Here is a 22,251-nt window from a genome sequence, read left to right as displayed (position 1 = left end):
CGCTGCGCCGGTAGCGGGCCGCGCGCGACGTGTAACAAAGTGCGCAAAGCGGCGTGAAGCACGCCGCTTTGTGTTACTTCAGGTAGCCCGCGGCGCCGAACCAGTCGAGCGCATCGCGCAGCCCTTCACGGTACGGGCGCGCCCGGTAGCCGAGTTCGCGCTCGGCTTTCGCGGACGTGAAATACATCTTGTTCTTCGACATCCGCAGCCCGTCCACGGTGACGAACGGCTCCTTCTTCGTGAACTTCGCGACCGCTTCCGCACCGACCGCGAGCGGGTAGAGCGGCCAGCGCGGCAGCGCGATCGTCGGCGCCTTGCGGCCCGTCATCTGCGCGATGTCGGCCAGCATCTGCTGCAGCGGCAGGTTCTCGCCGCCGAGGATGTAGCGCTCGCCGATCCGGCCGCGCTCGAGCGCGAGGAAGTGGCCGTGCGCGACGTCGTCCACATGCACGAGGTTCAGCCCCGTGTCGACGAACGCGGGAATCTTGCCGAGTGCGGCTTCGACGATGATGCGGCCGGTGGGCGTCGGCTTCACGTCGCGCGGGCCGATCGGCGTCGACGGATTGACGATCACGGCCGGCAGCCCTTCGTCGGCGATCATCCGCTCGACCGCGCGTTCCGCCAGCACCTTGCTGCGCTTATAGACGCCGATCGCCTGCTCGGCCGTGAGCGGCCGGTTTTCATCGGACGGATCGCCGGCGCTCGTCACCTTCAGCGTCGCGACGCTGCTCGTATAGACGATCCGCTCGACGCCTTCCGCGCGCGCCGCACGCATCGTCGCGACCGCGCCCTCGAGGTTCGCGCGCTCGATCTCGTCAGGGTCGGGCGCCCACAGCCGGTAGTCGGCCGCCACGTGCAGCAGGTAGCGCACGCCGCGCAGCGCGGCGCGCATCGACGCCTCGTCGCGCATGTCGCCGGTGACGATCTCGGCGTCGAGATCCGCCACGTTCGTGCGCGGGCTGGTCGGGCGCACGAGCACGCGCACCGCATAGCCCTTCTGCTGCGCAATGCGCGCGACGGCCGAGCCGACGAAGCCGGATGCGCCGGTGACGAGAACGAGATCGCGGGAGGTATCAGTCATGCGTTTCCTTCAGGGCCGCGCGCGGGCGGCGCGGCGGTTGAGCATCGGCGAGATTGTACGTGGTCGGCGCGGGCGGCGACGCCAGGCCGTGACGGGCACGAAGCGGCTCCGGCCCGTGTGCGAAGCGGCCGACGCGACTACAATGCCGGGCTTGAATGCAACGGGAGGGCGACGCGATGAGCCGCAATGAACTGGACGAACGGATCGAGACCTACTACGTGCGGGTGCGCGGCGTCGTGCAGGGCGTCGGCTTCCGTCATGCGACGGTGCGCGAGGCGCATGCGCTGAAGCTGCGCGGCTGGGTCGCGAATCTCGAGGACGGCACCGTCGAGGCGATGATCCAGGGCCCCGGCGCGCAGATCGACCGGATGCTCGCGTGGCTGCGCCACGGGCCGCCGGCCGCGCGCGTGACCGAGGTGACGTTCGAGGAACGCAAGACCGAGAAACGCTTCGAGCGCTTCCAGCAGCAATAAGAAGAGGCGCGGAACGATCATGACGGGGTATCCGGAGGCCGGGCGCGGCCTCGTGTTGTCGGTGATGGCGTCGACACTGTTCGCGCTGATGTCCGCTTACGCGAAACTGCTGGCGCCGCTCACGGGGCTCGACATCTTCGCGTGGCGCGTGTTGTGGACCGCGCCGGGCGCGCTCGCGCTGATCGCGCTGCGCGGCCGCTGGCCCGCGCTCGTCGACCTCCTGCGGCGCAGCGTGCGCGACTGGCGCCTGCTGATTGCGCTGCCCGTGAGCGCCGCGCTGCTCGGCGTGCAGTTGTGGCTGTTTCTGTGGGCGCCGCTGCACGGCCGCATGCTCGAAGTGTCGCTCGGCTATTTCCTGCTGCCGCTGACGATGGTGCTCGTCGGCCGCTTCTACTATCACGAACGGCTCGATCCGCTGCAATGGGCGGCGGTCGCGTGCGCCGCGCTCGGCGTCGCGCACGAAGTGTGGGCGACGCGCGCGTTCGCGTGGCCGACGCTCGTCGTCGCGCTCGGCTATCCGCCGTATTTCGTGCTGCGCCGGCGGATCAACGCCGATTCGCTCGCCGCGTTCGCGGTCGAGATCGTGCTGCTGTGCCCGATCGCGTTCGCGATGGTCGCGACGAGCACGACGCAGGTGGCCGACCACGCGGTGCTGTGGGCCGTGCTGCTGCCGGGCCTCGGTGTGCTCAGCACGCTCGCGCTCGCCAGCTACCTGAAGGCGAGCCGGATGCTGCCGATGGCGCTGTTCGGGATTCTCGGCTACGTCGAACCCGTGCTGCTCGTCGCGGTGTCGCTGCTGCTGCTCGGCGAGACGCTGAGCATCGCGAAGCTCGCGACGTACGGGCCGATCTGGGTCGCCGTCGCGCTCACCGCGTGGCACAGCGCGATGCTGATGCGGCGCCTGCCCGCGCGCGGATAAACGTCGATCGCGACGCGGCGGCTGCATGCGGCGTGCCGCGTCGCGCCTCGCAAGACAATCACGGCGCAGCGGTCGAACCCATCGATGCTGACCGCAAACTGGCGTCGCGCTGGCGCGAGTCTGGCGACGCTGCCTGCCTGGCCCGACAAGGCCCGCGCGTGTAATCGAACAGAAGATTCGGTTGCACTTTGTTACTTAGGGTCTCCCCGGATCGGCCAGTAGACTGGCCTTACCGACTTCCCTTCGTATGCAGCCTTTCAATGAACGGTCATCTCCGTGCCTGGCCGGCCGGGTTGGCGCGATGCGGGCATACGCGTATCGCCGCTGATCGCGCTCGCCTGCTTCTCCCCGATCCATTCTCCGGTGCGTGCCGCACCGCCGTCGTGCAGGGGGGCTCATGTCGTTGAGCCCGCCGCCTTCCGCCACGTTTGCGCCGTCGCGCAGCGGCCGCCTGATCGAAGTCGATTTCTTCCGCGGCATCGTGCTGTTGATGATCGTCGTCGATCACATCGGTGCGAGCGTGCTGTCGCGCGTCACGCTGCACGCGTTCGCGCTGTGCGATGCGGCGGAGGTCTTCGTCTTTCTCGGCGGCTTCGCGACCGCGAGCGCCTATGGCGCGATCGCCGAACGGCACGGCGCGCGCGCCGCGCAAAAGCGCTTCGTGCGCCGCGCGATGCAGATCTACCGCGCATTTCTCGCGACCTCGACGCTGATGCTCGTCGTGTCGGCCGTGCTCGACCACTACGGGATCGATGCGCCGAACCTCGCGCTCGACGACGTCAGCGTGATGCTCGCGTCGCCGCTCACGGGCGCAGCCGAGCTGCTGACGTTCCAGCGCCAGCCCTATCTCGCGTCGGTGCTGCCGATGTACGTGCTGTTCGCGCTCGCGTCGCCGGTGCTCGTGCCGTTCGCGCGCCGGCATCCGTGGCTGCTCGTCGCGCTCAGTATCGCGTCGTGGCTGACGGCAGGCTGGCTCGGCCCCGAGCTGCTGGATGCCGACGGGTTCCGCTGGAGTTTCAATCCGTTCGCGTGGCAACTGATGTTCGTCGCCGGCGTGCTCGCACGCTGCCAGCCGTTCTACCGGCGCATCGCGCTCGGGCGCTGGGGGGCCGCCGCGACGGGGCTCGCATGCGCGGTCGTGCTCGGCTGCGCGAGCTACAAACTGTTCTCGGGGCTGCCGCTGCCGGAAGGCGTGTTCAAGCGCGATCTCGCGCTGCCGCGTGTCGTGAGCTTCGCGGCCATCGCGTGGCTGATGGCCGATTGCGTGCGCTTCGGCTGGATCGCGCGGATCGCGCAGGGCGTGCGGCCCGTCGTGGCCGTGGGCCAGCGCGGGCTGATCTGCTTCGTCGCGGGCGCGGCGATCTCGCTCGTCATCGATTCGCTGCTGCATCCGGTCGTGCGCAGCGCGGATCTGCGGCACGTCGGCGTGGGCCTCGTGGCCGACGCATGCGCGCTCGGGCTGATGATGGCCGTGGCCGGCTCGGGATCGTGGATCGCGCGGTGGCGCGGCGCGGCCGCATGAGCGGCGCGGGACGCAGCGCGTGCGGCACGGAATGTGCCGCGCGGCGTCAGTGAGGTGAGTCGATACGGGAGCGGGGAACGGGGAGGGCGTCGTCGGATTCGGCGTCGTCGCGTTCGTCGGGCGCCGGATCGTCGCGTTCCGCGAGTACCGCGTCGGCTTCGGCCGCGGCGCGCGCGGCACGTATCGCGGTGCAGCGCTGAGCGTGCCGGATGTCCGACAGTATCCTCAAGAGCCGCGTTGCTTTGCTTTTCATCGTCTTCTCCCGCCAGTGCGCCTCTCGCGATGCGGATGCGCTTCCTGCAACCAGTGTAGGACGCGTTCGCGTGCCTGGCGGGAGAATGTGGCGTGCACTCCGCACGCCGAGGGATATTACTTACTGCGCGGTGGCGACGCCCTGCGCTTGCGGCGCTTCTTCGCGGCGCGCTTCTGCACAACGCTGGTGCTGGCGCGACAGGCGGTTCATCAGCGGCAGCAGCAGCAGCGCGAGCACCATGCCGATCGCGGCGAGCCAGCCGAGCTTCTCGAACAGCGACAGGTACAACGGCAGCGATTCGGTGGCCGGCAGTTCGTGCGACGGCATCTGCGCGAAGTTCGCGACGACGCTGCCCAGATACTGCGACACGCCGGTCGCGACGAAGTACGCACCCATCATGAAGCCGCTCATGCGCGCCGGCACGTAGCGGGCGATCATCGCGAGGCCGAGGCCGCTCACCAGCAGTTCGCCGAGCGAGTAGAGGCCGTAGCCCCACACCATGAACCACGACGACACGCGGCCGTCGACCGCGTAGCGGCCGCTGATCGTGAACACCAGGTAGCCGGCGGCCACCGCGCCGAAGCCGAGCGCGTACTTCGCGGCGACCGGCAGGTCGCGGCCGCTCTTCGCGACGGCGTTGTACACCCACACGAGCACCGGGCTCAGCAGCATGATCCAGATCGGGTTCAGCGCCTGGAACTGCGCGGCGCTCCACGTGAACAGCGTCGTGTCGAACAGCATGAAGCGCGGATCGACGTTGCGCAGCGCGAACAGCGTCAGCGACGTCGACATCTGCACGTAGAAGATGAAGAACAGGATCACCTGGCCGATCAGCACGAGCGCCGCGATCAGGCCCGCGCGCTCCGAGCGCTCCGACTTCGCGATCATGTACGCGAAGATCGCGAGGATCGCGAACGCCGCTGTCCACACGCTGGCGACGGCGAGCTGCTTGTGCTGCAGCACGTACAGCGTGATCAGCGCGAGCCCGACCCCGCCCAGCGCGACCGCGCCGAGGCGCTTCCAGCGGATCGGCTGGTCGTCCGGCAGCGAGCCGACGTGCGCGAGCGTGCGATGCATCAGCATGAAGTTGAGGATCGCGAGCAGCATGCCGCCGCAGCAGACCGCGAACGCGGCGTGCCAGCCCCAGTGATCCTTGATCCACGGCGTCGCGAGCATCGACACCGTCGAGCCGATGTTGACCGCCATGTAGTAGATCGTGAACGCGCTGTCGATGCGCGCGTCGTCGCCTTCATAGATGCGGCGCACGAGGTTGGCCGCGTTGGCCTTGAACAGGCCGTTGCCGACGACGATCACGCCGAGCGACGCGTACATGTACGTCAGCTGATCGTTCGGGACCGACAGCATCAGGTAGCCGGCGCACAGCACGGCCGCGCCGATGATCATCGTGCGACGCGCGCCGAGCACCTTGTCGCCGATCCAGCCGCCGATCGACGGCGCCGCATAGACGAGTGCGGTGAACGCACCCCAGGTCAGGTTCGCATGGCTGTCGGTGAAACCGAGCCGGTCGACCATGAAGAGGACCAGGAGCGCGGCCATGCCGTAGTAGCCGAAGCGCTCCCACATTTCGATGAGGAAGACCGTCGTGAACGATCGGGTTTGTGAAACGGGTGGTTGCATCATCAATCTCGTTTGAAACGGACGGCACGGATCACGCGTCGTCTTTTTGGGGTCGAACTGGCGCCGGTGCACAATGGGGCCGGGTAGGCTACGTGCTGGCGATGGAACAGTCGGGCGGTTAGCCCGGGCCGGGGTCTGACTCCGCCGGGAATGGCGGAGAGGGGCCCCGACCGGCGCGCGCATGGTAACGGCTGCCGGTCCGGTGCGTCAGGTGTCTGCCACCTAGGGAAACTCCCAATGTGGCAGCAGCTTTCAGGAACATTCGTCTCATCATCTATTTGTAAGCTTTCGTGCAGGTCCTCCGAAGATTCCCGGAGAGCCGCTTGCAGCTTGCCTGTGAAGCCGGCGAGTCTGGCAAGATAGCGCGTCGTTTCGCTCGCTTCGTGTCCCGTTTAGTGCACCGGGCTTGACACCGAAGACGTGGGCGAACCCGAAGACTAAGCTATATCGTTCTAACTTAGTTATTTTCCATCAAACATTTTTTGACGATCACTTTTCGGCCTGCTATGGTTCCCCCCACTGAAAACTCGCGGGCTGCAGATGCTGCCGCGCTGGGCAGCAAGATTCGCGCGTTGCGCCAACGACTCAAGCGCACGCTCGACGACACCGCTACCGCCGCGGGGATTTCGAAGCCGTTTCTGTCTCAAGTCGAACGCGGGCTCGCGTCGCCGTCGCTGACATCGTTGGCCGGTATCGCGCACGCGCTCGGTGTGACGGTGCAGTACTTCGTGGATACGCCGAGCGAGGAACGCTCGGTTTGCCGAGGCGAGCAGCTGCGCTTCTTCGGGTTTGCCGATTCGGCGAACCTGTTCGCGCGGCTGACGAACGTATCCGAAGGGCGCCAGCTGGAGGCGATCCTCGTGAGGATGCCGCCGGGGCAGAAGCGGTCCGAGGTGACGACACATGCAGGAGAGGAGTTCCTGTATGTGATTGAAGGGGAAGTGTCGCTGACGCTGGAAGGCAAGACGTTCGTCCTGCAGGCCGGCGACAGCTCGCACTATCAGTCGACGGTCCCGCACAGCTGGGTCAACACCGCGAAGATCGAGTCGGTGGTGGTCTGGGTCGGTACACCGAGGCTGTTCTAACGCACAGGTATTCCTTCGTTTCGAAGACGGAATACCTGTCGAAAGAAACGTAAGGAATACTAAAATGCAATACGAGAATCACGGGCCTCCTCAATCGCTGCGCCCGTCAGCGTCTCAAGCGTAATCCGCGGCATCCGCCGCGCGACGCTCACCGAACAACCTTTCTCAAGACTGCCACGATGAAATCCTTGCATGCCATGTCGGCCGTGCTGGCCGCGCTCGCCCTGACGCCTGCCGCCCACGCCGTTACCGTTCCGTCGAACGTCGCGCTCGCGCCTCAACAGGACCTGACGCGACAGGTGCCCGCCGAAGTCGAATCGCTCGACCCCGCGCACATCGAGTCGTGGACCGGCAACACGATCGGCCTCGACCTGTTCGAAGGGCTGGCCCGCATCGATGCCGCCGGCCAGGTCGTGCCGGGCGTCGCGCTGTCGTGGGAGCGCAAATCGCCGACGACGTGGATCTTCAAGCTTCGCCGTGACGCGAAGTGGAGCAACGGCCAGCCGGTGACGGCCGCCGATTTCGTCTATTCGTGGCAGCGCCTCGTCGATCCGAAGACGGGCTCGAAATACACGATCCTCGTCGAGTTCATCAAGAATTCGAAGGACATCATCGCAGGCAAGGCCGCACCGTCGACGCTCGGCGTGCGCGCGGTCGATCCGTACACGCTCGAAGTGACGACCGACGTGCCCGTCGCGTTCTTCCCCGAGCTGACCGCGATGGCGCCGCTCGTGCCGGTGAACAAGGACGTCGTCGCGAAGTTCGGCGATGCATGGACGCGCCCGGGCAACATCGTCAGCAACGGCGCCTACCAGCTCGTCGACTGGCAGCCGAACAACCGCATCGTGGCGACGAAGGACGCGAAGTACTGGAACGCGTCGAAGGTCGTGATCAACAAGGTCACGTACCTGCCGATCGAAAGCGACGAAACCGCGATGCGCATGTACCAGGCCGGCCAGATCGACTACAGCTACTCGATCCCGTCGGGCATCTTCCAGCAGGTCAGCAAGCAGTTCGGCGGCGAGCTTCGCCAGGGCCTGCAGCTCGCGACGTACTACTACTACCTGAACAACAGCGACGCGGCGCTGAAGGACAAGCGCGTGCGCCAGGCGCTGTCGATGGTGATCGATCGCGACGTGCTCACGTCGAAGCTCACGCAGGCCGGCGAGAAGCCGATGTACGGCCTGATGCCGAACGGCACGAAGGGCGTGCAGCAACCGTTCACGCCGGAATGGGCGTCGTGGCCGATGGCCAAGCGCATCGCGGCCGCGAAGGACCTGCTGAAGCAGGCCGGTTACTCGGACGCGAAGCCGCTGTCGTTCACGCTCACGTACAACACCAACGACCTGCACAAGAAGGTCGCGCTGTTCACCGCATCGGAGTGGCGCACGAAGCTCGGCGTCAACACGAAGCTCGAGAACGTCGAATTCAAGGTGCTGATGAAGCAGCGGCATGACGGCAAGGTGCAGATCGCGCGCGACGGCTGGTTCGCCGACTACAACGACGCGATGACCTTCTTCGACCTGATCCGCTGCGGCAGCGCGCAGAACACCGTCGGCTACTGCAACAAGCAGGTCGACACGCTCGTCGACGAAGGCAACCAGAAGCTCGACGACCAGGCGCGCGCCGCGCTGCTCACGCAGGCGCACGACACGGCGCTGAACGACACGCCGATGGTGCCGCTGTTCCAGTATTCGGCCGACCGCCTCGTGAAGTCGTACGTGGGCGGCTACTCGCTGAAGAACGTGATCGACATGCGTGCTTCGCAGGACATGTACCTGATCAAGCACTGAGCGGAGCGATCATGCTGGCCTACGCACTGAGGCGCACGTTATGGGCGGTGCCGACGATCCTCGCGGTCGTCACCGTCTGCTACCTGCTCCTGCATTTCACGCCCGGCGGCCCGTTCGATACGGAGAAGCAGCTGTCCGCGGCCACGCTCGCGAACCTGAACGCGAAGTACCACCTCGACGAGCCGCTGTGGAAGCAGTACCTGCTGTACCTGAACGCGCTGCTGCACGGCGATCTCGGCCCGTCGTTCCGTTACGTCGACTGGTCGGTGAACGATCTCGTGAAGAAGGCGCTGCCCGTGAGCCTCGGCGTGGGCGGCGTGTCGATCCCGATCTCGATCGTGTGCGGCGTGCTGCTCGGCACCGTCGCGGCCGTGCGCCGCGACAGCTTCATCGACCGCTTCGTGATGCTGATCGGCAACTTCGGCAACGTCATCCCGCCGTTCGTGCTCGGCCCCGTGCTCGTGTGGATCTTCGCGATCCTGCTGAAGACGTCGTCCGGCAACGGCTGGCTGCCCGCGGGCGGCTGGGGTGACGGCGGCTGGCAGTACCGGCTGCTGCCGATCGTGTTGCTGACTTTCATCAACATGTCGCTGCTCGCGCGCGTGATGCGCGGCTCGATGATCGAGACGCTGTCGAGCAACTACATCCGAACCGCGCGCGCGAAGGGCCTGCCGGGCTCGACGATCGTGCTGCGCCATGCGCTGAAGCCCGCGCTGATGCCGGTCGTGTCGCTGTTCGGCACGGTCTGCATCACGTCGATCACGGCGGCCGTCGTCACCGAATCGGTGTTCGCGCTGCCGGGGCTCGGGCAGCTCGTCGTGAACGGTGCCATCAACCGCGACTACACGCTGGTGCTCGGCCTCGTCGTGCTGACGACCGTCTGCGCGGTGCTGTTCAACCTGCTGGTCGACCTCGCGTACGCGTGGCTCGATCCGCGCATCCGTTATTGAGCGAGGCACAGCGATGACTCCGACTACACCTGTCGTCGGCCTGCCTGTGCAGACCGACTCGCCGCCGCGTTCGCGCTCGCCGCTCGCGCTTGCGATGGCGCGCTTCCTTCACAACCGTGCGGCCGTGTTCAGCCTCGTGCTGCTCACGCTCATCACGCTTGCCTGTTTCGTCGGCCCGTGGCTGCTCGCGGCCGATCCTTCGGCAAGCGACTGGGGCTCGATCAGCCTGCCGCCGACCTGGGCCAACCAGCACTGGTTCGGCACCGACGAGCTCGGCCGCGACCTGCTGGTGCGCACGCTGATCGGCGGCCGCGTGTCGATCGAGGTCGGCCTGCTCGGCACGCTCGTGTCGGGCCTGTTCGGCGTCGCATGGGGCGCGACCGCGGGCTTCGCGGGCGGCCGCGTCGACTCCGTGATGATGCGCATCGTCGACATGATGTACGCGATCCCGTACCTGCTGATCGCGATCCTGATGATGACCCTGTTCGGCCGCTCGTTCATGCTGGTCGTGCTGACCATCAGCGCGTTCTCGTGGATCGACATGGCGCGTGTGGTGCGCGGCCAGACGCTGTCGCTGCGCAGCCGCGAGTTCGTCGATGCGGCACGGGCGATCGGCGTGACGCCGGCGTCGATCGTGCGGCGCCACATCGTGCCGAACCTGCTCGGCGTGGTCGTCGTGTACGCGACGGTCTCGGTGCCGGGCATCGTGCTGACCGAATCGGTGCTGTCGTTCCTCGGCCTCGGCGTGCAGGAACCGATGACGAGCTGGGGCGTGCTGATCCAGGACGGCGCGCAGAAACTGGAATCGACGCCGTGGCTGTTGCTGGCCCCGGCCGTCATGCTGTGCGTGACGCTTTACTGCGTGAACTTCGTCGGCGATGGCCTGCGTGACGCGCTCGACCCGAAGGATCGCTGAAATGGGTGCACTGCTGGAAGTAGACAACCTCGGCGTGCGCTTCACGCGCAAGGACGCGCCGCCGGTGGACGCCGTGAGCGGCGTGTCGTTCTCGCTCGAAGCCGGCAAGACGCTCGGCATCGTCGGCGAATCGGGCTCGGGCAAGAGCCAGACCGTGATGGCGATGCTCGGCCTGCTGGCCGGCAACGGCACGACCACCGGTGCCGCGCGCTATCGCGGCGACAACCTCCTCGAGATGGATTCACGCGCGCTGAACAAGATACGCGGCGACCGGATCGCGATGATCTTCCAGGATCCGATGACGTCGCTCAATCCGTTCCTGACGATCGAGCGGCAGATGACCGAGACGCTGCAGCTGCATCGCAAGCTGTCGCGCAAGGAAGCCACCAAGCGCGCGATCGAGGCGCTCGAATCGGTGCGGATCCCCGACGCGGCACGCCGCATCCGCATGTATCCGCACGAGTTTTCGGGCGGGATGCGCCAGCGCGTGATGATCGCGATGGCACTGCTGTCCGAACCGGAAATCCTGATCGCCGACGAGCCGACCACCGCGCTCGACGTGACCGTGCAGGCGCAGATCATCGACCTGCTGCGCGAGCTGAACCGCGAGCGCGGCACCGCGATCGTGCTGATCACGCACGACATGGGCGTGGTCGCGGGCCTCGCGGACGACGTGATGGTCATGTATGCGGGCCGCACCGTCGAATACGCGCCGGCCGAATCGATCTTCGCGGCGCCGTCGCATCCGTACACGATCGGCCTGCTCAACGCGCTGCCGCGCCTGACCGACGCGGACGATGCGCCGCTCGTCGCGATTCCCGGCAATCCGCCGATGCCCGGCACCGCGCCGGCCGGGTGTGCGTTCGCGAAACGCTGCACGTATGCGGAAGAACGCTGCGGCGCGGCGCGCCCCGCGCTCGAAACCTATGGCGCCGCGGGCGCGGTGCGCGCATGCCACCGTCCGGTGGCCGATCTGACGGGAGGTCTGCGATGAGCGTCAATGAACGCCGCCAAGCCGGCGCGACGGACGACACGCTGCTGTCCGTCGAGGGTCTGAAAGTGCATTTCCGCGTGCCGCTCGGCGGCTATCCGTGGTCGCCGAAGGGGACGCTGCGCGCCGTCGACGGCGTGTCGTTCGACGTGAAGCGCGGCGAGACCGTCGGGCTCGTCGGCGAATCGGGCTGCGGGAAGTCGACGCTCGCGCGTGCGCTGATCGGCCTCGTGCCGATGACGGCCGGCACGGTGAAATGGCGCGGCGAAGCCGTCGCGCCCGACCACCTGCGCGGTACCGCGATGCGGCGCGAAGTGCAGATGATCTTCCAGGATCCGCTCGCGTCGCTCGATCCGCGCATGACGATCGAACAGGTCGTCGCGGAGCCGCTCGTCACGCACCAGGCCGGCCTCGGCCGCACCGAGGTGCGCCGCCGCGTGGTCACGATGCTCGAACGCGTCGGCCTGAACGCGCATCACCTGCTGCGCTATCCGCACGAATTCTCCGGCGGGCAGTGCCAGCGCGTCGGCATCGCGCGTGCACTGATCGGCGAGCCGAAGCTCGTGATCTGCGACGAGCCCGTCTCGGCGCTCGACGTGTCGATCCAGGCGCAGATCGTGAACCTGCTGCGCGACCTGCAACGCGAACTGTCGTTGTCCTATCTGTTCGTTGCACACGATCTGGCGGTGGTGAAGGCCATCAGCCAGCGTGTGCTCGTGATGTATCTCGGCCGCGTGATGGAGTTCGGCACGCGGCATGACGTGTACGGCGTGCCGCAGCATCCGTACACGAAGGCGCTGCTCGACGCGGCGCCGACGCCGGAGCCGGCGCGCGAGCGTGCTCGCCGTCCGATGCTGCTGGCGGGCGAGATGCCCTCGCCGCTCAACCCGCCGTCCGGCTGCGCGTTCCGCACGCGCTGCCCGGTCGCGATCGAAGCGTGCGCGCAGGACGTGCCGCTGCCGGAAGTTCGGCAGGGGTCGGCCGCGCGTGTCGCGTGCATCCGCGCGGGTGTGGCGTGAGCTGAAGTGACGCAGCAAACATAACCAAGGCAGGTCAACAGGGGTAGGTGCGGCGCGAACGATCTTCGCGCCGCGGGTACAGGCGCGTCCTTAATCGGGCGCGCCGGGGGGCCGGGCGCGGATCGCAACCGGCGTGGACGATATCAACACAAGACGAGAATGACGATGAAAAAACAGAAGACGATCGGGACGGCATCGAAAATGCTGCTTGCCTGGGGGCTGCCGGCGCTCGCCGGTGTCTCGCTGACGGGCGTCGCGCACGCCGACGACGCGGCCCCCGCCCCGCTGACGGTCGCGCAGGCCGCACCGGGCACGACCGTTGCGCAGGCAACGACCCCGAACGCCATCATCAACGCCGAAGCGAACCAGGCCGTCACGCCGCCCGACGAGCCGTCGGCCCAGTCGCAGTCGAAGGGTTTCATTGCCGACAGCCATCTCAACTTCCTGTTCCGCAACTATGCGGACACGCTCGACGCCAAGGGCGGGCCGCATCGCCACGCGTGGGTTCAGGGCGCGATGGCGAACTTCGAGTCGGGCTACACGACGGGCCTGATCGGTATCGGTTTCGACGCATCGCTGTATGCGGCGCTGAAGCTCGACGGCGGCCAGGGCGCCGGCAGCATGGTGCACATCGCGAAGGGCGGCGGTGGCGGCAACCAGCTCGCGTGGGCCTATCCCGGCATCTACGACGTGAAGGCGCGCATCTCGAACACGGTGGTCAAGTACGGTCTGCAGGCCGTCGACAACCCGTTCATGGAGCAGCACGACAACCGTGCGCTGCCGCCGACGTTCCTCGGTGCGACGCTCGTCAGCAATGAATTCAAGAACGTGATGCTCGAGGCCGGCAGCTTCACGAAGACCGACGCGCGCGGTCACACGACGCTCACCAACCTGACGACGCAATACGGCGGCACGCGCATCAACCGCCTGTCGTACGTCGGCGGCACGTGGGACTACTCGCCGAACGGCGAAATCGCGCTGTACGCGAACCAGGCCGACGACGTGTGGCACCAGTACTACGCGTCGGTGAAGCACAGCATCGGCAGCCCGCAGACGATCAAGTGGACGGGCTTCGGCAACGTCTACTCGACGCACGACACGGGCGATGCGCTGCAAGGCAAGATCAACAACAACGCATACAGCCTGTCGCTGGCCGCGCAGCACGGCCCGCACGAGCTGCTGCTCGGCTTCCAGCAGGTGCTCGGCGACCAGTTCTTCGACTACCTGAACGAAACGAACGGCATCTTCCTGACCAACTCGATGGACGTCGACTACAACGCGCCGCACGAAAAGTCGCTGCAGCTGCGTTACACGTTCTACGGCAAGGAAGCGGGCCTGCCGGGCTTCAAGGCGATGGTCTGGGGCGTGACGGGCTGGGGGGCGGACGGCAGCGCGGGTGCGGCGAACGACCCGAGCAAGTCGAGCATCTACTGGAGCAACGGTGCGCCGGTGCAGGGCCGTCACCACGAGTTCGGCTTCATCCCGTCGTACACGTTCCAGAGCGGCAAGCTGAAGGACACGAAGGTCACGTTCATCGCGATGTGGCACGCCGGCTCGGCACACTACTCGGACGCGACGAACACCGAGTACCGCCTGGTCGTGAACCTGCCGCTGCACGCGTTCTGATCGCAGGGGGCGCAGGCGCCCCCGCCTCGCACGGCCGGCCTTCGATCGATGCGATCAGGCCGGCTTGTGCAGCCCCGCGACGGGATCGTTCGCAGCGGGCATCTCTTCCACGAGCGACGTGAGCTGGCGGCCCGTATCGCGCCATGCATCGAGGCCGCCGCGCAGCGCGAGCGCATCGGTGAAGCCGGCGTCGAGCAGGCGCTTCGCCATCAGCGCGGCCGTGAACTCGTTCGGGCACGAGCAGTACACGACGAACTTCTGCGAGAACGGATAACGCGCGACGATGTCGCCGACCTGGCGTTCGTCGGCGAACTGCGCGCCGGGAATCGTGAACGGGTCGAGCTTGCGGTGCTCGGGCGAGCGCACGTCGAGGACCACCGGCGCGGACGTATCGCGCAGCATCGCGTCGAGCTCGTCGACGCCGACCCGCGCGCTCGCGAGCTGGCGGATCAGCGCGCGGCGGCGCATCCAGCGGATCGCCGCGTACACGGCCAGCACCGCGACGGCCACCAGCAGCGCCGCGCGGCCGAGCTGGCCCGCACCCGCGAACAGCCAGTCGATCTGGCGAGCGAACATCAGCCCGACCATCAGCCCGACGATCGTCCACAGCGCGGCGCCGAGCGCGTCGTAGCCGAGGAACGTGCGATAGCGCGTGCCGAACGCGCCGGCCATCGGCACCGACACGAGCGACAGCCCCGGAATGAAGCGCGCGACGGCGAGCACGCGCACGCCGTAGCGGCCGAAGAAGCGTTCGGTTTTCTTCACGCAGCTGTCACGCGACAGCGACAGGCGGCAGATCGTCTTCAGCGTCGTGCCGCCGAAGCGCCGGCCGGCGAGGTACCACACCGTGTCGCCGATCAGCGCGCCGAGCACCGACAGCACGACCACCGTGACCAGTTGCGAGCCGATCATCGCCGGATGCATCGCGGACATCGCGCCGAACAGCACGAGCGTCGGCATCGCGGGCACCGGCAGCCCGATGGCCGCCGCGAGCACGTTGGCGAAGACGAGAAGCGGCCCGTATTGGGCGACGAGGTCGCGGAGGAGCATGACGGCTGGCCGAAAAGGAAACGCGCGCGGAAAGCACGCAGATGGGCCGATTATCGGCCTTTTTCAAGTCAGCGGCGGGAATAACGCAAAGTGCCTGACGGCGGCGGCGGACACGGTGAGCCGGCGCGTTGCGCGCGGCTCACCGGTCGAAATCAGGAGGAGGTGCGGGCGAGCGACGCGGCGCCGTGGTTTTCGCCGGGGAGCTCGGCGCCGTGCGAGCGGATCGCCGCGATCAGTTCGGCCGGCGTGATCTCGTAGCGGACTTCGCGGTGGATGCCGGGCTTGCGTTCGTCGATCTCGATCAGCAGCACGCTCTTGCCGTCGCCGGTTGCTTCGAGCCGGAGCGAGCGCAGTTCGCGACCGTCGGTCGGGTCGTGTTCGGTGAGCAGGGTCATTGCCCCGGATGAGCCGGTAGTGCGCATCGAACCTATCCTCGTATCGTGGATGCCGTAGTGGCGAAGATGTCTTTGTTGAATGCAGCTTGGCGCAGTTTAACGCGAACGGGCCGCAATTCGGAGCAATTTCGTTGGGGGGAATTGAGGGCTGAACCAGGGATCCATCTGATGTTTGAGCCGCGCCGGGCGGGCGTTTGCGCCGGATCGGGCACAGCCGCGGCCGGCGCCTGACCGCCGTGCGCGGCCGGGCCGGCCCGGGCGGCGAGCCCCATCGCCGGGTCGCTGACCGAGTGGCGGCCGGTTTCGACGCGGCCGGCGACACGACGCGAGAAACTCGCGTCGCTGTCCGCGGTGACGATGAAGTCGTACCAGTGGCCGGTCGAGTCGAGCTGCCAGTGCAGCTCGGCCTGGTCGCCGGCGCGCACCGTGACCGTCCACGTGGTACCGGTGCCGTGGCCATGACCCTGGCTGTTGCCGTCCTCGTTGCCGTGGCCACGACCGCGATCGTCGTGCGCACCATGGCCGGACAGCGGCCCGTAGACCTGGTTCGACTTCACGGTGAAGCGCACCGTCCCGCCGCCGTGGTTGTGCAGCTTCAGATGGAGGTTGCCGCTCGCGCCCGCATAGCCGACGCGCACTTCCGGCTGCGGCGCGCGTGCGCCGGCCAGGCGGCTGAGGTCGCCGGTGAAGCGGCGGTGATAGCCGTTCGGGCCCAGCACCCATAGGTCATATTTACCGCCGTTGTCGGCGCGCGCGGCCCAGTCGCCGTGCAGCGTCTTGCCCGGTTCGACGACGTAGCGCCGCGGCAGGCGGTCGAGGTGCAGCTTGTCATAGGCGTGAAACACGGCGGCGGCGCGGCCCGTGTTCGCGAACTTCAGCGTGACCGTGCCGGTGCCGGCATCGGCACGCGCACTCGCATGCAGTTCGTAAGGCAGCGCGCGCGACGGGCGCACGCCGGTCGCCTGGGCGGGCAGCGACGGCGCGGCCGGCGGCACGATCTTCGGCGCGGCCTGTTGCGCGGCGCTCAGCGCGTCGACCTGGCTTTTCGTCGTATGGCCCGCCAGCGTCGGCAGCGGTTCGTGGTTCGGCGAGCGGAAGTTGAACGCGCTCGTCAGGTCGCCGCACACCGCGCGGCGGTACGCGCTGATCTGCGGCTCCGCGACGCCGAAGCGCTTTTCGAGGAAGCGCAGCGTCGACGTATGGTCGAACACCTGCGAATTGACCCAGCCGCCGCGGCTCCACGGCGACACGACCCACATCGGCACGCGCGGGCCCGGGCCGTACGGACGGCCGTCGATCGCCGGCTGGCTCGACGTGGCCGGCGTGAAGTCGTGGTACTCGGCGGCGACGTCGGCGTCCCGCAGCGTGTGGCCGCCCGCGAGCGTGCCGTCGGCGTTACGCGACGGCACGGCCGGCGACGGCATGTGGTCGAAGAAGCCGTCGTTCTCGTCGTAGTTCACCAGCAGCACGGTCTTGCTCCATACCTCCGGGTTCGCCGTCAGCGCATCGAGCACGGCCTGCACGTACCAGCCGCCCTGCGCGGGGCTCGACGGCCCCGGATGTTCGCTGTACACGGACGGCGGGATGATCCACGACACCTCGGGCAGCGCGCCGTTGCGGATGTCGTCGCGCAACGATTCGAGGAAGCCGTACGGCATCGTGTTGCCGAACCCCTTCGCGAGCGGGCTCAGCGCATCGTCGATCGCCGGATCGTAGAACGCGCCGGCCGCCGTCACCGGCTGCGTGATGTCGGTCGACGCGACGTACGCCGGCCGGCGCGCGGGCGGCATCTGCTCGATCGCCGCGCGCCAGTGGCGGAAGCTCATCATCTCGTTGCAGCCGAAGTTGTCGATCAGGCTCTGGTACACCTTCCACTTCACGCCGGCCTGCTGCAGCCGGTCGGCGTAGGTGGTCCAGGTCCAGCCCTGGCTCGACGGGCCGATGTCGTTGCCGCCGTTGAACTGGTTGTTCAGCGCGGCGATCTTCACGCGGTTGCCGTCGGCCGGGCTGATGCCGTTCGGGCCGTTGGTGCCGCTCCAGTAGAACAGGCGGTTCGCGATCGTGCCCGTGTGCATCCCGCAGTGATAGTGGTCGCACAGCGTGAACGCATCGGCGAGCGCGCGCTGGAACGGTACTTCCGCCGCGTCGTAGTAGCCCATCGACAGCGGCGTCTTCGCGTCGGGCCAGCGGTTCATCCGGCCGTGGTCCCACGCGGCCTGCGCATCGGCCCACGTGTGCGGCGTGCCGCCCGCGCGCTGCGCGTTGCCCTGGCTCGCGTCGAGGTGATACGGCGTGACGGTGGTGGCGGGCGTCGCTTTCGTGTACGTCTGGTGGAACACGTCGCGGCCGTTCGGCGACGGCACCGCGAAGCGGTCGCCGTAGCCGCGCACGCCCTTGAACGTGCCGAAGTAGCTGTCGAATGCGCGGTTCTCCATCATCAGCAGCACGACGTGCTTCACATCCTGGATGGTCCCCGTTTCGTGAAACGCGGGAATCGCGAGCGCGCGGCGGATGCTCGGCGGAAACGCGGACAGCGCGGCGGCGGCGAGGCCGGAAGTGGCGGTTTGGTGAAGGAATTTGCGGCGTGACGTCATGGCGTTCGGGTCCTGTGATGATGGGAGCGTTCGTGACTTCGTCTGGCAGCGCCCGTGCATCGCCCCCTGGGACGATTCGCGCGGCGCGTGCGTTCGAGTGCATCGGCCGCGCGTGGCGGAGGTGCGCGCATCGCGCGCGATGCGTGGTGGCGCGCGGATGCGTTGGCCGTCGCCGCGATTCCGTGCAACGCGCGCTCGTGATGCGCGGCCAGGACGTCGGCACACGCCGGCCCGGCACATGCCGGGTTGGGCGGCGACCAGTCTAGGGAGGCGGCGTGACGTCGACGTGATGAAGACATGACATCGCATGTCGTGCGTATGACGTTGTGTGCGCAACGATTAATCGGGAAGCGGTGCGCGACGGAATGGGTCAGGAATTACCGATCGGGGCGTGAGAAATCGGTCATATTTTTCCGGTTCGCGATGGAGGGGGTACTCGCGCATCGTTGCGGGTGCAACGGCATCGCATGACGCCCATGTTTCAAATGCGTGAAATCGGATAAGCTCGACACGTTGCTGCGCACGTGTCGCAGCCCGCGCGACTGGCGCGACTTTTCGGAACCGGCCCACCCATGACCGACATCACGATCCGGCACAGCGAGGCGCACGACGTCGACGCGATCCGGCAAATCGCCGCGCATCCCGCGGTGTACGCGAATACGTTGCAGCATCCGTTTCCGTCGCTCGAGAAATGGCAGAAGCGGCTCGACGGCGTGCGCGAGCATGGCGTGAGCCTCGTCGCCGAAATCGACGGCGTGGTGGTCGGCCATCTCGGCCTGCATCCCGAACAGAATCCGCGCCGTCGCCATGCGGCAGGGCTCGGCATGATGGTCGACGCGATGCACCACGGGCGCGGCGTCGGCAGCCGGTTGCTCGCGGCCGCAATCGATCTCGCGGAAAACTGGCTGAACATCACGCGTCTCGAGCTGACCGTGTTCACCGACAACCGCGCGGCTGTCGCACTCTACGAGAAGCATGGCTTCCGGGTCGAAGGTGAATCGCCGGGCTATGCATTGCGCGATGGCGCGCATGCGTCCGTGTATCACATGGCGCGGATCAAGCCGCGGCAGTGAAGGCCCGGCCGACACGTATCTGACAGCACGCGCGGCCGCGATGTCGCGCGTCATATTCATTTGAGAATTCGTTCGTTTTCTCCCGGCTGTGCCCGTCGTATCGTCGGAGGATTTGCCGGCCGCCTCGGCCGGCGTGCGTTTTTCCGAAACGATCATGCGCGGCGTTGCACGTCGGCAGGCTTCATCGTCATGGCTTCATGGCTGTGACTTCGCAGCCATCGCTTCGCGCGCCGCACCTATCCCGCAACCGTCTCTTTCAACGGACCCGCTTCGATGAAAACTGCTCTCCGGAATCTGACTGCCGCCTGCCTGTTCGCCGCCGCGGGTGCGGCGCTTGCCGCTGCCACGCCCACGGGCGCCCCGGCGGCGAGCGCCGCGCCTGATGGCGCGCACCTGCCGCCCGGCATCGCGTGGCAGCACGGCGACGTCGACGCCGCCTTCGCGCTGGCGAAGCGCACCGGCAAGCCGCTGCTGCTTTACTGGGGCGCGGTGTGGTGCCCGTCGTGCAACCAGGTGAAGTCGACGATCTTCAGCCAGCAGGCATTCAAGACGCGCTCGTCGTTCTTCGTGCCCGTGTATCTCGACGGCGATACCGAAAGCGCGCAGAAGCTCGGCGAGCGTTTCAAGGTGCACGGTTATCCGACGATGATCCTGTTCCGTCCCGACGGCACCGAAGTGACGCGGCTGCCGGGCGAAGCCGATCTCGATCGCTACATGCAGGCGCTGTCGCTCGGGATGACGGCCGCGCATCCGGTGCGGCAGACGCTCGCGACCGCGCTGAAGAATGGTGCGTCGCTGACGCCGGACGAATGGCGCCTGCTGGCCGACTATTCGTGGGATACCGACGGCGCGCTGCCGGTGGCGGCCGATCGCGTCGCCGAGACGCTGCAGTCGCTCGCGCAACGCGCACGCGCGGCTGGCGCGAAGGCCGAATCGGCGCGTTTCGCGCTGAAGTCGGCCGTGGTCGCCGCGTCCGACGATCCGGCGCAGGCCGGCGCGCTCGACAAGGCGGCGCTTGCCGATTCGTTGCGCAAGGTGCTGCAGGATCCGGTGTTGTCGCGCGCCGACTCGGACGTGCTGGTTGCGGCGCCCGCGCGCGTGGTCGCGTATCTCGGCGGCGACGACGCGCAGCGCGCGAAATTGCGCGGCGCGTATGACACGGCCCTCGCGCGCCTGTCGACCGATACCACGCTGTCGTCGATCGACCGGCTGATGGCGCTGCACGGCCGCGTGCTGCTCGCGCGCGGCGATGCACGCAAGGGGGCACCGCTGGCCGCGCCGGCGCTGGCCGACACGGCGCGCAAGCAGATCGCCGCGTCGGTGCAGGGCGCCGCGAATGCCTACGAGCGGCAGGCGCTCGTCAGCGAAGGGGCCGACACGCTGACCGACGCGGGGCTGTACGACGAGTCGGATGCATTGCTGAAGACCGAGCTGACGCGCTCGTCCACGCCGTACTACTTCATGTCCGGGCTGGCTGCGAATGCGAAGGCGCGCGGCGACAAGGCCGCGGCGCTCGACTGGTACCGCAAGGCCTATGACTCGGCGAGCGGGCCGGCGACGAAGCTGCGCTGGGGCGCGACCTATTTTGCGAATGCGGTCCAACTGGCGCCGGACGATTCGGCGCGCATCGAAGGGATTGCCGCGAGCGTGCTCGCGCAGGCCGACAAGACGCGCGACGCGTTCTACGGCGCGAACCTGCGCGCGCTGACCAAGGTCGTCACGCAGTTGAACCAGTGGCGCGCCAGCGGCGCACACGATGCATCGGTCAAATCGATCGCGAAGCAGTTCGACGGCATCTGTGGGAAACTGCCCGCCGGCGATCCGCAGGCAAGTGCCTGCGCGCGCCTGATCCAGCCGGTCAAGGCATAGATCCGGTGGCACTGCGTGGGCTGTCGGGATGCCTTCCGGCGCTTGTCCCGATACCCACGAGGCCACCGACACCATGCCCCACCTGACGCTCGAATACTCCGCGAACCTCGACGGGTTCGACGGCGCCGCGACCTTGCGCGCGCTCAATGCCGCGCTCGCCGCGTCCGGTCATTTCAACGAGCTCGACATCAAGAGCCGCGCGCTGCGGTTCGATACATTCGCGGTCGGCACGTCGCCGGCGCCGCGCGCGTTCGTCCACGCGACGCTCGCGGTGCTGAGCGGCCGGACGACCGACGTCAAACGTGAATTGTCGGAGCAGGTACTGACGGAACTGAAGCGGCACGTCGTTGCGCCGCCCGGCACGCACCTGCAGCTGAGCGCGGAAATACTCGAACTGGAACGCGAGTCCTACGCGAAAGCGAGCATCGAGCCACGCTGAGCGGACGGTGCGGTGCGTGCCGCGCGAGCCGCGAACGCGGCGGTGATGCGCGCACGGCCGGCGGATTCGAAACCGGACTATTGGCCCGTGGAGTACGTGCCGCGATTGCCGTCGCCGGCGCCCGCGGCCCGCGGCGCACCCTGCTGCCGCGCGATCTTCGCTTCGGCCGCCTGAATGCTGGCCGGGTAGAACCAGTCGCTCGGCTGGAAGCCGGCCTTTCTCAGTGCAACCACTTCGGCATGAACTTCGGCGCGCGTGAGCGGCTGGCTGGCTTGCGCCTGCGCGGCGAGGGGCGCGGCGAAGACGGCGGCGACGGCGATGGTGCGGATGAGCGGGTTCATGAGCGGATACCTCCAGGTTTTCGACGGCGCCGATTGCATGCGGTCACCGTTGAAAGCAGTGTAGGCCTCGCCCGACGCGCGAAAAATGCCGCTGCGACCAACGTAGTGTTCTGCTGCGGGTAACAATGCGTGAGCCGGCGAGCGCGCGTGGGCGGCGTGCGGCAGAAAGGGGGGATGGGTGGAGGCGCGGCCGGCCGCATCGACGCGGCCGGCGGGCGGCGGCC

The 22,251-nt window shown here is 67.7% G+C and carries 19 protein-coding genes and 1 pseudogene; 13 read left to right on the top strand and 7 right to left on the bottom strand.

Annotation, left to right across the window (positions count from 1 at the left end; genetic code table 11):
* Positions 1 to 73 precede the first annotated feature (73 nt).
* Entirely contained in the window at positions 74 to 1,081 is a 1,008-nt protein-coding gene (gene hpnA, locus LGM89_RS29995; RefSeq protein ID WP_059780150.1) for a hopanoid-associated sugar epimerase, read from the bottom strand.
* A 176-nt stretch (positions 1,082 to 1,257) separates the two neighbouring features.
* On the opposite strand from hpnA, the gene LGM89_RS29990 reads away from it, so the two are divergent.
* From LGM89_RS29990 to LGM89_RS29980, 3 genes are all read left to right on the top strand, one after another.
* Complete coding sequence (locus LGM89_RS29990) at positions 1,258 to 1,554, top strand: acylphosphatase (protein ID WP_069253069.1); 297 nt, start codon at positions 1,258 to 1,260, stop codon at positions 1,552 to 1,554.
* A 19-nt stretch (positions 1,555 to 1,573) separates the two neighbouring features.
* Positions 1,574 to 2,473, top strand: coding sequence for an EamA family transporter RarD (rarD, locus tag LGM89_RS29985; RefSeq protein WP_089496004.1), 900 nt, complete (start codon positions 1,574 to 1,576; stop codon positions 2,471 to 2,473).
* A 397-nt stretch (positions 2,474 to 2,870) separates the two neighbouring features.
* The gene (locus LGM89_RS29980) at positions 2,871 to 3,995 is read left to right on the top strand and encodes an OpgC domain-containing protein (RefSeq protein WP_226274832.1); all 1,125 of its coding nucleotides are present in this window, start codon (positions 2,871 to 2,873) and stop codon (positions 3,993 to 3,995) included.
* 46 nt (positions 3,996 to 4,041) lie between these two features.
* Here LGM89_RS29980 and LGM89_RS29975 read toward each other — a convergent pair whose 3' ends face one another.
* The gene (locus LGM89_RS29975) at positions 4,042 to 4,248 is read right to left on the bottom strand and encodes a hypothetical protein (RefSeq protein ID WP_226274831.1); all 207 of its coding nucleotides are present in this window, start codon (positions 4,246 to 4,248) and stop codon (positions 4,042 to 4,044) included.
* A 120-nt stretch (positions 4,249 to 4,368) separates the two neighbouring features.
* On the bottom strand, positions 4,369 to 5,889 hold the full coding sequence (locus LGM89_RS29970) for a peptide MFS transporter (RefSeq protein ID WP_089475860.1): 1,521 nt from the start codon (positions 5,887 to 5,889) through the stop codon (positions 4,369 to 4,371).
* 503 nt (positions 5,890 to 6,392) lie between these two features.
* Between LGM89_RS29970 and LGM89_RS29965 the strand changes: the two genes are divergently transcribed.
* From LGM89_RS29965 to LGM89_RS29935, 7 genes are all read left to right on the top strand, one after another.
* Positions 6,393 to 6,971, top strand: coding sequence for a cupin domain-containing protein (locus LGM89_RS29965; RefSeq protein WP_069252724.1), 579 nt, complete (start codon positions 6,393 to 6,395; stop codon positions 6,969 to 6,971).
* Between the two features lie 179 nt (positions 6,972 to 7,150).
* Positions 7,151 to 8,764, top strand: coding sequence for a peptide ABC transporter substrate-binding protein (locus LGM89_RS29960; RefSeq protein WP_226207249.1), 1,614 nt, complete (start codon positions 7,151 to 7,153; stop codon positions 8,762 to 8,764).
* A gap of 11 nt (positions 8,765 to 8,775) precedes the next feature.
* A complete protein-coding gene (locus LGM89_RS29955; RefSeq protein ID WP_089496009.1) occupies positions 8,776 to 9,714 on the top strand; it encodes an ABC transporter permease subunit in 939 nt (312 codons plus the stop codon).
* A 13-nt stretch (positions 9,715 to 9,727) separates the two neighbouring features.
* Positions 9,728 to 10,630: an ABC transporter permease gene (locus tag LGM89_RS29950; protein WP_226274830.1), complete on the top strand. Its 903-nt coding sequence runs from the start codon at positions 9,728 to 9,730 to the stop codon at positions 10,628 to 10,630.
* 1 nt (position 10,631) lies between these two features.
* A complete protein-coding gene (locus LGM89_RS29945; protein WP_089496011.1) occupies positions 10,632 to 11,624 on the top strand; it encodes an ABC transporter ATP-binding protein in 993 nt (330 codons plus the stop codon).
* Complete coding sequence (locus tag LGM89_RS29940) at positions 11,621 to 12,640, top strand: ABC transporter ATP-binding protein (protein WP_226274829.1); 1,020 nt, start codon at positions 11,621 to 11,623, stop codon at positions 12,638 to 12,640. Before LGM89_RS29945 ends, LGM89_RS29940 begins: the two co-directional genes overlap by 4 nt.
* Positions 12,641 to 12,805: 165 nt before the next feature.
* Positions 12,806 to 14,266, top strand: a complete 1,461-nt coding sequence (locus LGM89_RS29935) for an OprD family porin (protein WP_089496172.1) — start codon at positions 12,806 to 12,808, stop codon at positions 14,264 to 14,266.
* Between the two features lie 54 nt (positions 14,267 to 14,320).
* Here LGM89_RS29935 and LGM89_RS29930 read toward each other — a convergent pair whose 3' ends face one another.
* The 3 genes and pseudogenes from LGM89_RS29930 to LGM89_RS29920 all read right to left on the bottom strand — a co-directional run.
* Positions 14,321 to 15,316, bottom strand: a complete 996-nt coding sequence (locus LGM89_RS29930; protein ID WP_226274828.1) for a DedA family protein/thiosulfate sulfurtransferase GlpE — start codon at positions 15,314 to 15,316, stop codon at positions 14,321 to 14,323.
* Between the two features lie 152 nt (positions 15,317 to 15,468).
* Positions 15,469 to 15,738 carry a hypothetical protein gene (locus tag LGM89_RS29925; protein ID WP_039349596.1) on the bottom strand — a complete coding sequence of 90 codons (270 nt, stop codon included), beginning with the start codon at positions 15,736 to 15,738 and terminating at the stop codon, positions 15,469 to 15,471.
* 227 nt (positions 15,739 to 15,965) lie between these two features.
* Positions 15,966 to 18,305, bottom strand: a pseudogene (locus LGM89_RS29920) (phosphocholine-specific phospholipase C); the annotation flags it as partial.
* A gap of 572 nt (positions 18,306 to 18,877) precedes the next feature.
* Here LGM89_RS29920 and LGM89_RS29915 point away from each other — a divergent pair.
* From LGM89_RS29915 to LGM89_RS29905, 3 genes are all read left to right on the top strand, one after another.
* Positions 18,878 to 19,378 carry a GNAT family N-acetyltransferase gene (locus LGM89_RS29915; RefSeq protein WP_226274827.1) on the top strand — a complete coding sequence of 167 codons (501 nt, stop codon included), beginning with the start codon at positions 18,878 to 18,880 and terminating at the stop codon, positions 19,376 to 19,378.
* 273 nt (positions 19,379 to 19,651) lie between these two features.
* Positions 19,652 to 21,247 carry a thioredoxin family protein gene (locus LGM89_RS29910; RefSeq protein ID WP_226274826.1) on the top strand — a complete coding sequence of 532 codons (1,596 nt, stop codon included), beginning with the start codon at positions 19,652 to 19,654 and terminating at the stop codon, positions 21,245 to 21,247.
* Positions 21,248 to 21,320: 73 nt separating this feature from the next.
* Positions 21,321 to 21,686 carry a 5-carboxymethyl-2-hydroxymuconate Delta-isomerase gene (locus LGM89_RS29905; RefSeq protein ID WP_089496016.1) on the top strand — a complete coding sequence of 122 codons (366 nt, stop codon included), beginning with the start codon at positions 21,321 to 21,323 and terminating at the stop codon, positions 21,684 to 21,686.
* A gap of 77 nt (positions 21,687 to 21,763) precedes the next feature.
* Here the strand turns inward: LGM89_RS29905 and LGM89_RS29900 are convergent, their stop codons facing one another.
* Positions 21,764 to 22,027, bottom strand: coding sequence for a DUF4148 domain-containing protein (locus LGM89_RS29900; RefSeq protein ID WP_226274825.1), 264 nt, complete (start codon positions 22,025 to 22,027; stop codon positions 21,764 to 21,766).
* Between the last annotated feature and the right edge of the window lie 224 nt (positions 22,028 to 22,251).

Origin of the sequence: Burkholderia sp. AU31624, from assembly GCF_020420065.1 — a bacterium.
In the GTDB taxonomy this organism is placed as follows: Bacteria; Pseudomonadota; Gammaproteobacteria; order Burkholderiales; family Burkholderiaceae; genus Burkholderia.
Note: the sequence above shows the minus strand (reverse complement) of the source record. Positions and strands in the feature narration are given on the sequence as shown.

What these genes read in the sequence shown, in the direction of transcription:
- hpnA (WP_059780150.1), bottom strand. Translation starts at nt 1,081, where the DNA reads ATGACTGATACCTCCCGCGATCTCGTTCTCGTCACCGGCGCATCCGGC.
- LGM89_RS29990 (WP_069253069.1), top strand. Translation starts at nt 1,258, where the DNA reads ATGAGCCGCAATGAACTGGACGAACGGATCGAGACCTACTACGTGCGG.
- rarD (WP_089496004.1), top strand. Translation starts at nt 1,574, where the DNA reads ATGACGGGGTATCCGGAGGCCGGGCGCGGCCTCGTGTTGTCGGTGATG.
- LGM89_RS29980 (WP_226274832.1), top strand. Translation starts at nt 2,871, where the DNA reads ATGTCGTTGAGCCCGCCGCCTTCCGCCACGTTTGCGCCGTCGCGCAGC.
- LGM89_RS29975 (WP_226274831.1), bottom strand. Translation starts at nt 4,248, where the DNA reads ATGAAAAGCAAAGCAACGCGGCTCTTGAGGATACTGTCGGACATCCGG.
- LGM89_RS29970 (WP_089475860.1), bottom strand. Translation starts at nt 5,889, where the DNA reads ATGATGCAACCACCCGTTTCACAAACCCGATCGTTCACGACGGTCTTC.
- LGM89_RS29965 (WP_069252724.1), top strand. Translation starts at nt 6,393, where the DNA reads ATGGTTCCCCCCACTGAAAACTCGCGGGCTGCAGATGCTGCCGCGCTG.
- LGM89_RS29960 (WP_226207249.1), top strand. Translation starts at nt 7,151, where the DNA reads ATGAAATCCTTGCATGCCATGTCGGCCGTGCTGGCCGCGCTCGCCCTG.
- LGM89_RS29955 (WP_089496009.1), top strand. Translation starts at nt 8,776, where the DNA reads ATGCTGGCCTACGCACTGAGGCGCACGTTATGGGCGGTGCCGACGATC.
- LGM89_RS29950 (WP_226274830.1), top strand. Translation starts at nt 9,728, where the DNA reads ATGACTCCGACTACACCTGTCGTCGGCCTGCCTGTGCAGACCGACTCG.
- LGM89_RS29945 (WP_089496011.1), top strand. Translation starts at nt 10,632, where the DNA reads ATGGGTGCACTGCTGGAAGTAGACAACCTCGGCGTGCGCTTCACGCGC.
- LGM89_RS29940 (WP_226274829.1), top strand. Translation starts at nt 11,621, where the DNA reads ATGAGCGTCAATGAACGCCGCCAAGCCGGCGCGACGGACGACACGCTG.
- LGM89_RS29935 (WP_089496172.1), top strand. Translation starts at nt 12,806, where the DNA reads ATGAAAAAACAGAAGACGATCGGGACGGCATCGAAAATGCTGCTTGCC.
- LGM89_RS29930 (WP_226274828.1), bottom strand. Translation starts at nt 15,316, where the DNA reads ATGCTCCTCCGCGACCTCGTCGCCCAATACGGGCCGCTTCTCGTCTTC.
- LGM89_RS29925 (WP_039349596.1), bottom strand. Translation starts at nt 15,738, where the DNA reads ATGCGCACTACCGGCTCATCCGGGGCAATGACCCTGCTCACCGAACAC.
- LGM89_RS29915 (WP_226274827.1), top strand. Translation starts at nt 18,878, where the DNA reads ATGACCGACATCACGATCCGGCACAGCGAGGCGCACGACGTCGACGCG.
- LGM89_RS29910 (WP_226274826.1), top strand. Translation starts at nt 19,652, where the DNA reads ATGAAAACTGCTCTCCGGAATCTGACTGCCGCCTGCCTGTTCGCCGCC.
- LGM89_RS29905 (WP_089496016.1), top strand. Translation starts at nt 21,321, where the DNA reads ATGCCCCACCTGACGCTCGAATACTCCGCGAACCTCGACGGGTTCGAC.
- LGM89_RS29900 (WP_226274825.1), bottom strand. Translation starts at nt 22,027, where the DNA reads ATGAACCCGCTCATCCGCACCATCGCCGTCGCCGCCGTCTTCGCCGCG.